Raw genomic sequence first — 12266 nt, 5'->3', positions numbered from 1 at the left:
TCTTGAAAATTAAAATATTGTAAAAAAAATAACAAAAAAAGACTAAAAAAACACGCAAATAGTTGTTTGATATAAAATGAAAAGTTACATTTGCAACCGCAATTTCACGATTGCGTAAGTTCTTAAATCATAAAGAATATTGGAGAGGTGGCAGAGTGGTAATGCAGCAGCCTGCTAAGCTGTCATCCTTAGGGATGCCTGGGTTCGAATCCCAGTCTCTCCGCTTTTTTTAGAATTTTTTTAGTATTTCGGGGTGTAGCGTAGCCCGGTTATCGCGCCGCGTTTGGGACGCGGAGGTCGCAGGTTCGAATCCTGCCACCCCGACAAATCGAAATATTAAAAGAGCATCTGCCTTCTAAGCAGACGGTCACAGGTTCCGTTTAGAAAGTGCAATGGTCGCGTAGCTCAGTTGGATAGAGCATCTGCCTTCTAAGCAGACGGTCACAGGTTCGAATCCTGTCGCGATCACAAGAGCGGACAAATTAACATTATTGTTTTTTTGTCCGCTTTTTTGTTGGTTTAAACTTATTAAAAGTGAGCGTGTTAATTCAAATATTGAATTAGCTCTACTGGTTCGAACTACATCATTTTTTCGATCATACACAATTCCATCAGGGAACATGAGTTTTTGAAACTTTTGTTTTTCATTGTAATTCCCTAATCTCCAAATATTGTGTAAGTTATAGAGTAAATCAATCGAATTATCAATGTACGTTTCAAGGTTCGAACTATCTAAACTGTTTTTTTGGATTTCTTTCTGAATTCCTTCTTTTTCATCGTTGTATTTCTTTAAGTATTTTGATAAAAACGACCTCTAGAAGTTTTTGTATTTGCAAGTTGTGTTACAGCTATTAAATTGATTCCAATACGACGTATTATGAAAGGCGCTTTCTCCTGCTCAGGAAAACGATCTGTATTATACACAATAATATTAGCTATCTTTTTCTTTTTTACAAAAGTTGGCATACGTTGAAACTCTTTACGATCATCTGTCTTGGCACTTTCACTTGTTCTACCAAATTAACCCCAGACTTCCATTTTGTTTTAACTGCATATTCGCTACAGTATTTTAATTGACTATTTAAACTTGTATTGTCTCGTTGCTTTATATCGGAAACTCTAGTATAAATAACGACTTTGTTATTTCGAATTGTTTTATGTTTACTCCGCTTGGCGAAGCTTTGAAATTATTCAGATGTTGCATGATTTGTAACGATATTATGAGTTAATAATGATAACTCTTTGAACGATTAAATGATATGTATATGTGTCTTGTACTGAAAAAACCTTACCTACAAATACTTTTCTATGATAGAAGCTTTTTCATTTCTTTAACAGGAGTTGTGTAATCAGACATTTTTTTCCCTTTTCCTAAATGAATAGGTAGCGTATTCATTCTATTAGTTAAATCTTTTATATGCATTTTTTCAATTCTGGCAAATTGATGCTTCCAATGATTCATTATTTGAATGGAATGATTTTGGAATCCTATTGTTCTTTTGTCGTTGTCTGTTGTATAAAAATTTATTGTTCCAATAATGGAGTCTAAATCAGAGAAACTAGTTATAATAGTATCATAAGTTAATTGAGCATATAAAGTATCTTTGAACAAATCATCTATTACATTTAAATCTGTCGCTTTAATATCAGTTAAGATTACGTTATAAGCTGTCTTTGCGTTGGTAAATAGGAAACATTTCTTTCGATTGATATAAAACAATGTTACATTCCATTTTCCTAGAATTCCTTCACTAGTTTCAATTTCAGACGTTTTTATAAGTTTTGAAATAATTTTTTCGAGTTTCTTTGAAGTATAAATACTTGTTTGCATGTATGATAAGTTCCTTTTAGAACCAAATGTATTAAGAATAATTAAAATAACTGTAAGGGAAAATCAAGATATGAAAAAAGTAGAGTAAGCTTGCTTAGCTTAGCCATTTTTAAAGTAAAATCACTAGAAAACAACGATATCTTGATTGTAAGCGGTGTCCATTTTAGAACTTCATAGTAAGAATTATAAGAAAGATGCTCTAAAAAGCACTAAGAATGCCTTGTTTTTTGTGAAATTATTGGATTCTGCAACAGTTACTTGTGTTGTGGTTCGTTTTTTTATTCCGATTCAATTTGTTCATTCATAAAGTTCAAAACTTCCGTAAAATAACTTTCCAAATTTTTATGTGCTACTTCTCCAGGATGCCAATTTGCAAATTTCCAGTATTTCCACTTTTTATTTGTTGAATTCGGTGGAATTAGAAGAAAGTATTGTTCTTGATTTATTCCTCCAACTAAAATGCTTTTTTCAAGTTGTTTCCCGATATTTTCAATTCCGCTTATACTATAAGCTTCTATTACAAAACTGTCAATATTTTTTAGAAAGTCAATTTTTTTAATTGGCTCAAAAGTCGGTTCGATGTCGTTTGGTGCAGAAAATCCGTTTGTGATAGATAGAAACTGTTTAAAATCCGTCGGAAATTCAATTCCGAGTCTTTTTTCGGTCAGTTGTATTTCGTTTTCAGATGCTGATTTAGTTCCCAACCATTTATTTTCAGTCTGCTCTTGAGTAAACTCAAAATCAGCTAATTTAATCGCTTTCTCTGATATTTTCTTTAGTAAACTATTCATTTCTCAAATTAACCACAACGTTAAGTGTAAACTACGTTTTAATGCAGATTTACACAATGTTATATATATGTTTTTTTGCGTTCTTAATTGAACTAAAATACAAATTAAATTCAAGCAAAAAATATATAACATAGGTATGTATCGAATTTTGTATATTTCTATTTCGTTTCTTTACTAAATCATTATATGCATTAACATAACTCCTATATCGTTTCAGCATTTGTAAACGATCTTCGCTTAGTAAGTATGGGCATAGTGTTTTCTTAAAATTTCATAGTTTTTTAGAATTTTCATTCTTAATACGAAGGTAAAATCACCTTTTCAAAAGCCTATCAAATAATAAAAACGACCGATTTTTACAAATTTCAATCATGCCTAATAAGTAACTTTGTGATATTACCAATCTCAATGAATTAGGGATTGATAAAGAAGTATTGTTTGGGAAAATTTAGTAAAAAATTAAAAAAATCATGAATACAAGAATAGTCATGACGTTAAGTGCTTTATTCTAGGCGATTGCTGGAATCCTCTTTTCTTTTTTACCAAAAGAAATAATGGAGTATCTCAATGTAGAATCAAATGTCATTACAACACTCTTTTTGAATATATTGAGTGCACTATATTTGGGTTTTGCAATTATGAATTGGATGGCAAGAGGAACGCTAATTGGAGGAATATATAATAAGCCAATTGCCATTGGAAATCTACTGCAGTTTGGAGTTGGGGCAATTGCTTTAATTAAAATTGTTTCTGGTATCCAAATACATCCAGAAATTATAATTTCACTCACAGTAGTATATATGATTTTAGCAATACTTTTTGCCTATATCTTTGTAACTAATCCAGCTAAAATAAAAAAGCAGAAAAGCTATTGGTGATGTATATATAGTTAATTGCTCAATTCTTGTTTACTTTGAAAATTTTATGGATTTCCCAAAAATTCGGTTTCCTTTCGCTATTTTAGTTGTTTAACAATAGCAACTAACCATGCAATGCACAAACTATTATTCGTAATCTTGACACAAACTTAAATATAAAACATGAACTACTACCAACAAGCACCTAATACCGTTTTGAAACAATACATCCGATGTTTTTGGTGGTTGGACAACGATTCTTCAGAAGCTCTTAATTATACCATTTTACCAGATGGTTTTTTTGATATTCTCGTCCGCTTTGATAATTACGAATACCAAAGTACCGCGCTAACAGGATTGTATACAAAAGAGATTGAAGTAGTAATTCCACCAAATCATCAAATTTTTGGTATACAGTTCAAGTTACCAGCCGTTGAATATATATTCTACGAAAGTATTGCTCCGTTTTTAAATTCTGAAAAAAAGTTGCCCGACAGTTTTTGGAATCTAAATTTAGTTGACTTTTCCGAAAATTCAGCTACGATTGATAGTTTAAATTCTATACTAAAAAAAGAAGTTAATAAGGGAAAAAAAGTAGACAATCGAAAACTCAAATTGTTCAGCTTATTGAGTAAAACTAAAGGCAATGAAAGTGTAGGTTATTTTGCAGATAAATTATTTTGGTCGAGCAGACAAATCAATAGATATTTTAATAAAATGTTCGGACTTTCACTAAAAAGCTATTGTAATATACTACGATGTTCAGCATCATTCAAAGACATAAAGAAAGGTGAATTATTTTCTAACCAAAATTATTATGACAGATCTCATTTTAATAAAGAGATAAAAAAATACACAAACAACACTCCGAAAAGCCTATCAAATAACGAAAACGACCGATTCTTACAAATTTCTATCATACCTAATAAGTAACTTTGACATTGCTAATCATAATAAATTAGGAATGGACAAAGAAGTGATTGCATGGAAAAACAAGGGGCAAACAATAAATGTAAAAAATCATCAAGTATTTTACATAAAAGAAGGTAGCGGTCCTAATCTTTTAATACTTCACGGATATCCTTTCAATACTTTCGAATGGAAATCTGTTTGGGAAAACCTAGTAAAAAACTACACCGTTTATACATTTGATTATTTGGGTATGGGATTTTCAGACAAACCTAAAGATCATCACTATAGCTTTCATGAACATTGCGAAATGATCAATTTTTTAACTGAATTTTGGGGTATCAAACAAACTCATATTTTGTCACATGATTTAGGAGTCAGTGTTGTACAAGAATTATTAGCAAGAGACTTAGCTTCACAAAACTGTTTTGAAATACAATCGGTGGCATTTATGAACGGAGGTTTGTTCATGGATAGTTACAAACCTAGAATGATACAGCGGTTACTTTCACAATCTCCAAAGCCTATTGGGAAATTATTGAGCAAGCTTCTTACAAAAAAGAAACTGGAAAAATCGATACAATCAGTTTTTGGTCCCAACACACAGCCAACGGATAAGCTCATAAATCAATTTTGGGATATTTTAAACTACAATGATGGTAAGTCAATTGCATATTTAATTGGAAGATTGGTTTTTAACAAAGTAAACCATCAAGAAAGATGGATACACGCCATGCAAAACACAAAGATTCCAATGTGCTTTATAAATGGTCCATTTGATCCCAATTCTGGAATTCATATGGCAAATCGATACAAAGAACTAATTCCAAACCCGAACGTAAAAATATTGGAGAAAAACATCGGGCATTGGCCACAAATTGAAGATCCAAGCGGCGTTTTATTATACTATCAAGAATTCAGAAACGAAATTTATAAAACACTTAATGGGAACGCTCTTGATAAAAAAAGTTTTCTCAAACTTTAGAATACTTTACGTGAAATACGTTCTACAACATTAGTCGTGTGCATCTAAAAACAATTAGTCATGATAAAAAAAATAGCAATCACATTCAGTGTATTTTTATATGCAGTTGTCGTACCTTATTTGGATCTCAATGAAACGCATGTTTGGAATCCAGATTGGACTCCACATGCCAGAATTCATGAAGTCTGGCAATTGATTACCAACTCAAGTATTGGGTTTTTATGCTTGTGGTTAGTTTGGTACAAAAAAGAAGTCCAATTGAGTGCTGTATTGAGTCTCATTGTTATGGGAGGTTTTTTAGTAGCATTCTTTATAAAAGATGGATATGGTGGTTCTATGAAATATGTAGATGGAAGTGAAAAGACTGTGTTTGGAATTAATATTGGAATTTTAGGCTTTGGAATAGCATTTTTATTTTTAATAGGATCACACATATTCACAAAAGCAAAAAAGACTGCACTTAGTAACGTATAAAATTAATAGCTTGAATCTAGCTTATTTATGCTATTCGAACCAACAAATTTTCTATTCGGTTTATATTTGCTAAATTTGGTGTTCAAAAATAGGCAACGAGTCGTATCCAATTTCGTGTGCTACAATCAATATGAAACATCCGCTAAGACAACATATAGAAGAACTAATTGAGCTAACTAATGAGGAGTTTCAATTCGTATTGAGTCACTTTGAACGGACAAACAAACGCAAACATCAATATATTTTGCAGGAAGGGGAAATTGCCGATAAAGAATATTGGATCGTGAAAGGTTGTCTAAAAAGCTACTTTTTTGACGAAAGAGGAAAAGAACATATTCTACAATTCGGAATGGAAAATTGGTGGATAACTGATTATGAATCTTTCGTAAAACAATCAATATCTAAAATTAATATAGACTGCATTGAAGATTGCGAACTGTTGTACATCACATTTGAAAACAGAGAAAAACTTACCAAAGAAATGCACAAAATGGAACGCTTTTGGGCAAAGAAAAGTAAGTTTGGTAGAATTGCTCTTCAAAACAGAATTTTATCACTATTAAAAAATTCTTCTAAAGAACGCTATGAATTACTTCTTGAACAATATCCAAAACTTTTCCAACGAGTTCCAAAAAAATTAATAGCTTCCTATTTAGGTGTTAGTAGAGAAACTCTAAGTCGATTAAATTCATAAAATAATACCAAAAATTACTCTAATATGTGATATGTATCACAAATTTTTAGTGATAATTGTCCTGTGGTCTGTCTTACTATTTAATGACTTTTGCATCATACTAATTTTAACAATAAATTAAATGATATGAATGCTTTAGAAGAATCTCAAAACAAAGACGCAGGATTGCTATTACAACGAATAAGTATTGGTGTACTGATTCTATTTCACGGAATTGCAAACTTAACATCCAATTATGCATTTGTCAAAAGTTTACTCAGTGGTATGGGAATGCCAGAGTTTATAGCCTACTTGGTTTTTATAGGCGAAATAATTGCGCCAATAGTAATAATCATAGGTTGGAGAGCAAGATTGGCGAGTTTAGTTTTAGCTTTTAATATACTCATTGCAGTTTTAATGGCGCATACCGCCGATATTTTTACCTTAAATCAATTTGGTGGTTGGGGAATTGAGCTACAAGGATTATATCTATTTGGAGCGATTGTATTATTTTTAGTAGGAGCAGGAAAGTATGCAGTTTCTACCACTTCAAAATGGGATTAAGAACCCATTAAGAAGGGTTTAGTAGTGTTGCATACTTTATTATAACACAGAAAAATATGTCTTACATCAACATAAGAGTTACTGATACAAATGTAACAAGTGAACAAAAAAAACTATTAATTGAAGGTGTTACGAAATTGATAGTGAGTGTTTTAAATGAAAAACCCGAAACGACACACGTAGTTATAGATGAAATACAAATTCAAAATTGGGGATTTAATGGAAAACAATCTTTGAAAATTAAAAAGAATCATATTTACATACAACATTAAAGAAATGTAAAATATTGAAAATAGAAAGTATTGTAGGCTTATCTTCTAGTTATAGCTGGAAATTTAAGTCTTTGAATATGATCCCTATTTACCTTATGGTGCTTGGCGTTTTGAGTATTTTATCTCAAGATTTGACATAATTCAGATAGACAACTTATTGCTACTACTCATTGCTTGCTTAACAATTAGGTTTGCCGAAGAGCTTCTGTTTAAAGGATTATTACAATTATTATTTTGAAAACAAATAGAGCTTTCATAAGAATGGAATTCTTATTGGTACATTAATTCCCGTCATGATTTTCGGACTATTTCACCTTATTAATTTGGTGAGCAATGATGATGTATTTACTGTTTTAATACAAGTAGCTTTTGCTTCGTTTATTGGTTTCTTTTTCGGTGTAGTAGTCTTAAAAGCGAATAAAATAATACCTGTTACATTAACTCACGAACTAATAAATTTTCCCTTTTCTCTTACATTCTTACCTAGTATAAAAACTACAGAAGAAACGGTGCTTCAATTGCTCCTATAATTCTGACCTTACCGTTTATTATGATTGCTCTTTTTGTGTTGAAAAAGATTAAAAAGGAAGCCGTACTTAAAAAAATAAATCAAAGTTTTAATTAGTGCAATCATGTTTGATCATGAATTAGAAAGAAGAACTGACAAAAATCACAGTATATTTTTCGCCTGAAAAGCAAAATTGGTAGAATTGTACTTCAAAAGTGCATTTAATCAGTGTTAAAAAATTCAACAAATGTGATCTATATCACTCCAAAGAAGTGATAAATCTCCTTTCAGAAAAATGAAGTTCTCACCAACTTTGTATGACAAATAATTTAATAAAAAAGTTATGCCATACATTAATATTAGAGTTACTGACGAACAAGTAACACAAGAACAAAAACGTCAATTGATAGAAGGTGCCACACAACTAGTAGTTGACATACTTAACAAAAATCCGCAAACAACACATGTAGTTATTGATGAAATACCTATTGAAAATTGGGGAGTAAATGGGAAACAATATTTAGGAACTAAAAAATAAAGAAATTGAAAAATAAAACCGTAATAATTACAGGTGCATCTACAGGAATTGGAAAAGAAATTGCAAAATATTTTATAACACGAGGAAGTAATATTGTAATGAACTCTTCAAGTGAGGAAAATTTAAGAAAGGCTTACCATGAATTAGGTTCTCCATCTAATGCAATTTATTTTGCTGGTGACATTAGCAAGCAAGAAACAGGTAAAAACCTTATCGATTTAGCACTTAAAAAATTCAACACTGTAGATGTTTTAATTAACAATGCAGGAGTATTTGCTCCAAAACCCTTTTTAGATGTTGAAGAAAAAGAGTTAGACCTTTACTGGAATGTAAACCTAAAAGGAACTTATTTCACGTCTCAAGCGGCAATTCCTCAAATGATAAAACAACAAAATGGCTCCATAATTAATATAGGAACTGTTTTAGTTGATCATGCTATAGATGGATTTCCTGCAACCGCACCATTAACAAGTAAAGGCGCAATACATACATTAACAAGACAATTAGCAACTGAATTTGGAAAAAATAATATCAAGGTAAATACAATTGCTCCAGGAATTATTAGAAGTCCGCTACAAGGCAAAATTGGAATTGAAGATGCAGACAGTTTAGCCGGATTGCACTTGCTAAATAGAATTGGAGAAGCAACTGAAATTGCTGAAGCGGCTTATTATTTGGCTACATCAAATTTTGTAACAGGAGAAACAATTAATGTGGCTGGCGGTCATACTGTCGGACATGCAATCTAAAAGAAATCATCATGTATAAAAAGGATGTAAAAGAAATTGAAAATTTAATTACCAATTACTTCATGGGAATTTTCAATGGAGATAGTGCAAAACTTGAAGCCTGTTTTGACGATAATGTGCATATATATGGAGATGTAAAAGAAATTGAATATCTCAAAAGCATAAAAGAATATCTAGCTGGAGTCGAGAATAGACCAAGCCCGAAAGATTTGGGCGAATCTTTCCAAATGAAAATAATTGGAATAGATATTATGGGTAAAATCGCAATGGTAAAATTACATGTTCCAATGCTAGGATATAATTATTATGATTATTTATCACTAGCTACTATTGATAATAATTGGAAAATTGTAAACAAGATATTCACTCATGTAGCGTAAGTAAACAGTTATTGAAATTTACAAGCGTAATAGCGGTTCGGGCACGTACTCTTACCGCTATTTCATTTTAAGTAAGTAATTTATAAACCAAACGTTTGTGATTTTTTTTCACTATTGCGCTTATACACGAAAACTCTAAACTTGAGGTAACAAAACTACTATCCATTCGTCTTTTATAGACGGACCAACTAAAAATTTAAAATGAAAGCAAATTTATCCGAACGAAAGGAAGCTTGGAGTACCATCTTTATGTTCCTTCTCATTGTTACCGTTTTAAGTTCATTATTTCATTATGCGATAGTTAATTTATATCCATCTCGCATATATATTGGAGGTTTAATGTGGTGTCCTGCCATAGCTGCAATTATCACGCTTAAACTAAAAGGAAGGTCTATTTCTTCCTTACATTGGAATTGGGGAAACTGGAAATACATTCGATTGTCTTATCTTATTCCTGTACTATATGTCTCAATAACCTACTTACTTATTTGGCTATTTGCATTAGGTGGATTACCAACTGTAGAAGTAATTTTAGAATGGGCTAAAGAACTCAAACTAATGGGAATAGGAACATTAACGCCAACAGTTGCAGTTATCATAGCCGTACTATTGCTAGGAACTATTGGAGTTATAAGGGCAATGGCAACAACTTTAGGAGAAGAAATTGGATGGAGAGGTTTCTTTATCTATGAATTAAAAAAGGTGCTTTCTTTTACAGGTGTTTCTATTTTTAGTGGAATTATTTGGGCATCTTGGCATTGGCCATTAATTGTTTACTATGGAAAAAATGTAGCATTGGAATTGACAACATTTTTTATTATTATCATCTCAATGTCATTTATTATGACGTATTACACCTTCAAATCTAAAAGTTTGTGGCCAGCAGTAATCTTTCATGCAGTTAGTAATGTATATATTCAAAAAATATTTCCACCGCTAACAGTAAAAGTTGAAGGAACTGAACATTGGCTTGGCGAAAACGGAATTGCTTTTGCAATTGTAACTGCTGTATTTGGAATTTACTACTGGTATAAAGGAGTTAAGGAAAAAGTATAGTAAAACACTGGTCTAAAATAAGAATATTGAAAATAGCTGATTAATCAAAAAAGTAACGCTTATTATTAATTAACATGAGTTCGAAATAAAAGTCAATAGTGGTTTTTCTTTTTTTGAAAAACTAAAAATACCTCTGGAAATGTCTACATTTATAAACATCTTGATTTAAAGATATAAGTGTGTGAACTAAAAGCGCACTTTCTTTAGTGAAGTTTGTACTGAACTTGATTCAGTATTCTTTATACGAGCAAAGAATTCTAATATAAGTGATTAAAAGTCAAATACTTAAATTTTAATTTTGTAGTTGTTATATCGAACTCAGGTTAATTAACCATTAAAAAAATGAAATACAATGCAATTACTATTTTAAAGCACTGTATACAAATTTCCTAAACTTTTTTCGTATATCAAGAGATTTTAATCCTCCAATTTGTGTCATGATAATTGCTGTAAATCCTTCTTTTGGATCTATAATAAATGAAGTAGAATAAGAACCTTCCCAAAAATAACTGCCAATAGAATATAACTCATTCATACTTCCTTTTTCCGTAACTACATTGACACCAAACCCGAATGTATTTCCTTTTCCTAAGATACGATTGTATCCTTTGGGATATACTAAATCCTGAATCTGATTTTGAGTCATTAGCTCAATAGATTTTCTAGATACGATGTTCACATTTTTATAGTTTCCATTGTTAAGTAGCATTTGACAAAACTTCAAATAATCTTCAGCAGTTGAGATCAATCCGCTTCCGCCCATATATACTTTTGCGGTCTTATTTTTATCAAAATCCTCAGCTTTATTCAGTAAAACAAGCGTTCCAGTTTTATCAATTTTATACGTTTTCACTAATTTTATAGTTTCACTTCGATGTGCATTAAAACCAGTTGAATACATTTCAAGAGGTTCAAATATAGACTCTTTGTAATATGTCTCAAGGTCTTTATTCGTAAGTTTTTCTATAAGATATCCAAGAATATCTGTTGAGGGTCCATAGGTGAATTTTTCTCCAGGTTGCGCAGTTAATGGCATTTTACTAAATTGTTGCATGAACTCTTCTAAATTACTGCCTTCTGGATTAAAAAAACGTATATTATTTTCTTTGTAGCGTTTTGAAATTTTTGGACCACCATACGCATACCCAGCTGTCTGATTTAGCAGTTGTTTAATGGTTACTTCGCTGTTTGCATTTACCAATGTGTCGGTTTTATTTTCTTCTGAACGAAGCACTTTCACATCCTTAAATTCAGGTAAATATTTAGAAATCGGATCACTTAAATCAAACAAACCTTTTTCATAAAGTTGTAAAATAGCTACTGTAGTAATGACTTTTGTCATGGAAGCTATTTTAAAAAAATCATTTTTTTGTAATTTCCTTTTGGTTTCAATATCGGAAGTGCCACCAACAAAAGAATATAATATGTTGTTTTTATCGGAAATCATTACAATAGCGCCTTGCAGTTCGCCATTTTTAACATCTTTTTCAATCCATTTATTAATTTCGCTGAGACGATCCGCATCAAAAACAGGGTTTTGACCTTGTATCGTACCTAAAGTGAGCAGTGTTAATACTACTGTAAATAGAGTTTTCATTGTATAGTTATTATTTTGTTGAAGGCAAAAGAATACAAGATCACAATGAATTTAAGTAGAAATGATAGATTGATCTGATGAA

At 31.2% G+C, this 12266-nt stretch carries 16 protein-coding genes and 3 tRNA genes; 15 read left to right on the top strand and 4 right to left on the bottom strand.

What is annotated here, in order from left to right:
* The first annotated feature begins 141 nt into the window (after positions 1-141).
* From ACQ654_RS05935 to ACQ654_RS05925, 3 genes are all read left to right on the top strand, one after another.
* A tRNA-Ser gene (locus tag ACQ654_RS05935) sits at positions 142-223 on the top strand.
* 26 nt (positions 224-249) lie between these two features.
* A tRNA-Pro gene (locus ACQ654_RS05930) sits at positions 250-324 on the top strand.
* Positions 325-394: 70 nt separating this feature from the next.
* A tRNA-Arg gene (locus ACQ654_RS05925) sits at positions 395-468 on the top strand.
* A gap of 321 nt (positions 469-789) precedes the next feature.
* Here the strand turns inward: ACQ654_RS05925 and ACQ654_RS05920 are convergent.
* From ACQ654_RS05920 to ACQ654_RS05910, 3 genes are all read right to left on the bottom strand, one after another.
* Positions 790-966: a hypothetical protein gene (locus ACQ654_RS05920; RefSeq protein WP_430409405.1), complete on the bottom strand. Its 177-nt coding sequence runs from the start codon at positions 964-966 to the stop codon at positions 790-792.
* A gap of 340 nt (positions 967-1306) precedes the next feature.
* On the bottom strand, positions 1307-1831 hold the full coding sequence (locus ACQ654_RS05915; RefSeq protein ID WP_430409404.1) for a DUF6933 domain-containing protein: 525 nt from the start codon (positions 1829-1831) through the stop codon (positions 1307-1309).
* 278 nt (positions 1832-2109) lie between these two features.
* Entirely contained in the window at positions 2110-2622 is a 513-nt protein-coding gene (locus ACQ654_RS05910; RefSeq protein WP_430409403.1) for an SMI1/KNR4 family protein, read from the bottom strand.
* A gap of 554 nt (positions 2623-3176) precedes the next feature.
* Between ACQ654_RS05910 and ACQ654_RS05905 the strand changes: the two genes are divergently transcribed.
* The 12 genes from ACQ654_RS05905 to ACQ654_RS05850 all read left to right on the top strand — a co-directional run bounded on the left by ACQ654_RS05905 (position 3177) and on the right by ACQ654_RS05850 (position 10587).
* Positions 3177-3500 carry a hypothetical protein gene (locus ACQ654_RS05905; protein WP_430409402.1) on the top strand — a complete coding sequence of 108 codons (324 nt, stop codon included), beginning with the start codon at positions 3177-3179 and terminating at the stop codon, positions 3498-3500.
* 162 nt (positions 3501-3662) lie between these two features.
* On the top strand, positions 3663-4412 hold the full coding sequence (locus ACQ654_RS05900) for a DUF6597 domain-containing transcriptional factor (RefSeq protein ID WP_430409401.1): 750 nt from the start codon (positions 3663-3665) through the stop codon (positions 4410-4412).
* Between the two features lie 31 nt (positions 4413-4443).
* Positions 4444-5373, top strand: a complete 930-nt coding sequence (locus ACQ654_RS05895; RefSeq protein WP_430409400.1) for an alpha/beta fold hydrolase — start codon at positions 4444-4446, stop codon at positions 5371-5373.
* Between the two features lie 60 nt (positions 5374-5433).
* Positions 5434-5847: a hypothetical protein gene (locus ACQ654_RS05890; protein ID WP_430409399.1), complete on the top strand. Its 414-nt coding sequence runs from the start codon at positions 5434-5436 to the stop codon at positions 5845-5847.
* A 130-nt stretch (positions 5848-5977) separates the two neighbouring features.
* The gene (locus tag ACQ654_RS05885) at positions 5978-6541 is read left to right on the top strand and encodes a Crp/Fnr family transcriptional regulator (RefSeq protein ID WP_430409398.1); all 564 of its coding nucleotides are present in this window, start codon (positions 5978-5980) and stop codon (positions 6539-6541) included.
* 126 nt (positions 6542-6667) lie between these two features.
* On the top strand, positions 6668-7084 hold the full coding sequence (locus ACQ654_RS05880; RefSeq protein ID WP_430409397.1) for a DoxX family protein: 417 nt from the start codon (positions 6668-6670) through the stop codon (positions 7082-7084).
* A 56-nt stretch (positions 7085-7140) separates the two neighbouring features.
* Positions 7141-7356, top strand: coding sequence for a tautomerase family protein (locus ACQ654_RS05875; RefSeq protein ID WP_430409396.1), 216 nt, complete (start codon positions 7141-7143; stop codon positions 7354-7356).
* Between the two features lie 266 nt (positions 7357-7622).
* Positions 7623-7886 carry a CPBP family glutamic-type intramembrane protease gene (locus tag ACQ654_RS05870; protein WP_430413003.1) on the top strand — a complete coding sequence of 88 codons (264 nt, stop codon included), beginning with the start codon at positions 7623-7625 and terminating at the stop codon, positions 7884-7886.
* A gap of 321 nt (positions 7887-8207) precedes the next feature.
* The gene (locus ACQ654_RS05865) at positions 8208-8402 is read left to right on the top strand and encodes a tautomerase family protein (protein ID WP_430409395.1); all 195 of its coding nucleotides are present in this window, start codon (positions 8208-8210) and stop codon (positions 8400-8402) included.
* A 5-nt stretch (positions 8403-8407) separates the two neighbouring features.
* Positions 8408-9151: an SDR family NAD(P)-dependent oxidoreductase gene (locus tag ACQ654_RS05860; protein WP_430409394.1), complete on the top strand. Its 744-nt coding sequence runs from the start codon at positions 8408-8410 to the stop codon at positions 9149-9151.
* 11 nt (positions 9152-9162) lie between these two features.
* Positions 9163-9531, top strand: a complete 369-nt coding sequence (locus tag ACQ654_RS05855; protein WP_430409393.1) for a nuclear transport factor 2 family protein — start codon at positions 9163-9165, stop codon at positions 9529-9531.
* Between the two features lie 201 nt (positions 9532-9732).
* Positions 9733-10587 (top strand): CPBP family intramembrane glutamic endopeptidase, encoded by an 855-nt coding sequence (locus tag ACQ654_RS05850; protein ID WP_430409392.1) that lies wholly within the window; start codon positions 9733-9735, stop codon positions 10585-10587.
* A gap of 361 nt (positions 10588-10948) precedes the next feature.
* Here ACQ654_RS05850 and ACQ654_RS05845 read toward each other — a convergent pair whose 3' ends face one another.
* Positions 10949-12184, bottom strand: a complete 1236-nt coding sequence (locus ACQ654_RS05845) for a serine hydrolase domain-containing protein (RefSeq protein WP_430409391.1) — start codon at positions 12182-12184, stop codon at positions 10949-10951.
* Positions 12185-12266: the final 82 nt, after the last annotated feature.

The sequence above is a fragment of the Kordia sp. genome, assembly GCF_965283645.1.
In the GTDB taxonomy this organism is placed as follows: Bacteria; Bacteroidota; Bacteroidia; order Flavobacteriales; family Flavobacteriaceae; genus Kordia.
Note: the sequence above shows the minus strand (reverse complement) of the source record. Positions and strands in the feature narration are given on the sequence as shown.

Coding starts and splice junctions, on each gene's coding strand:
- ACQ654_RS05845 (WP_430409391.1), bottom strand. CDS start 12,184: ATGAAAACTCTATTTACAGTAGTATTAACACTGCTCACTTTAGGTACG.
- ACQ654_RS05880 (WP_430409397.1), top strand. CDS start 6,668: ATGAATGCTTTAGAAGAATCTCAAAACAAAGACGCAGGATTGCTATTA.
- ACQ654_RS05885 (WP_430409398.1), top strand. CDS start 5,978: ATGAAACATCCGCTAAGACAACATATAGAAGAACTAATTGAGCTAACT.
- ACQ654_RS05855 (WP_430409393.1), top strand. CDS start 9,163: ATGTATAAAAAGGATGTAAAAGAAATTGAAAATTTAATTACCAATTAC.
- ACQ654_RS05920 (WP_430409405.1), bottom strand. CDS start 966: ATGCCAACTTTTGTAAAAAAGAAAAAGATAGCTAATATTATTGTGTAT.
- ACQ654_RS05910 (WP_430409403.1), bottom strand. CDS start 2,622: ATGAATAGTTTACTAAAGAAAATATCAGAGAAAGCGATTAAATTAGCT.
- ACQ654_RS05915 (WP_430409404.1), bottom strand. CDS start 1,831: ATGCAAACAAGTATTTATACTTCAAAGAAACTCGAAAAAATTATTTCA.
- ACQ654_RS05875 (WP_430409396.1), top strand. CDS start 7,141: ATGTCTTACATCAACATAAGAGTTACTGATACAAATGTAACAAGTGAA.
- ACQ654_RS05890 (WP_430409399.1), top strand. CDS start 5,434: ATGATAAAAAAAATAGCAATCACATTCAGTGTATTTTTATATGCAGTT.
- ACQ654_RS05905 (WP_430409402.1), top strand. CDS start 3,177: ATGGAGTATCTCAATGTAGAATCAAATGTCATTACAACACTCTTTTTG.
- ACQ654_RS05865 (WP_430409395.1), top strand. CDS start 8,208: ATGCCATACATTAATATTAGAGTTACTGACGAACAAGTAACACAAGAA.
- ACQ654_RS05895 (WP_430409400.1), top strand. CDS start 4,444: ATGGACAAAGAAGTGATTGCATGGAAAAACAAGGGGCAAACAATAAAT.
- ACQ654_RS05900 (WP_430409401.1), top strand. CDS start 3,663: ATGAACTACTACCAACAAGCACCTAATACCGTTTTGAAACAATACATC.
- ACQ654_RS05850 (WP_430409392.1), top strand. CDS start 9,733: ATGAAAGCAAATTTATCCGAACGAAAGGAAGCTTGGAGTACCATCTTT.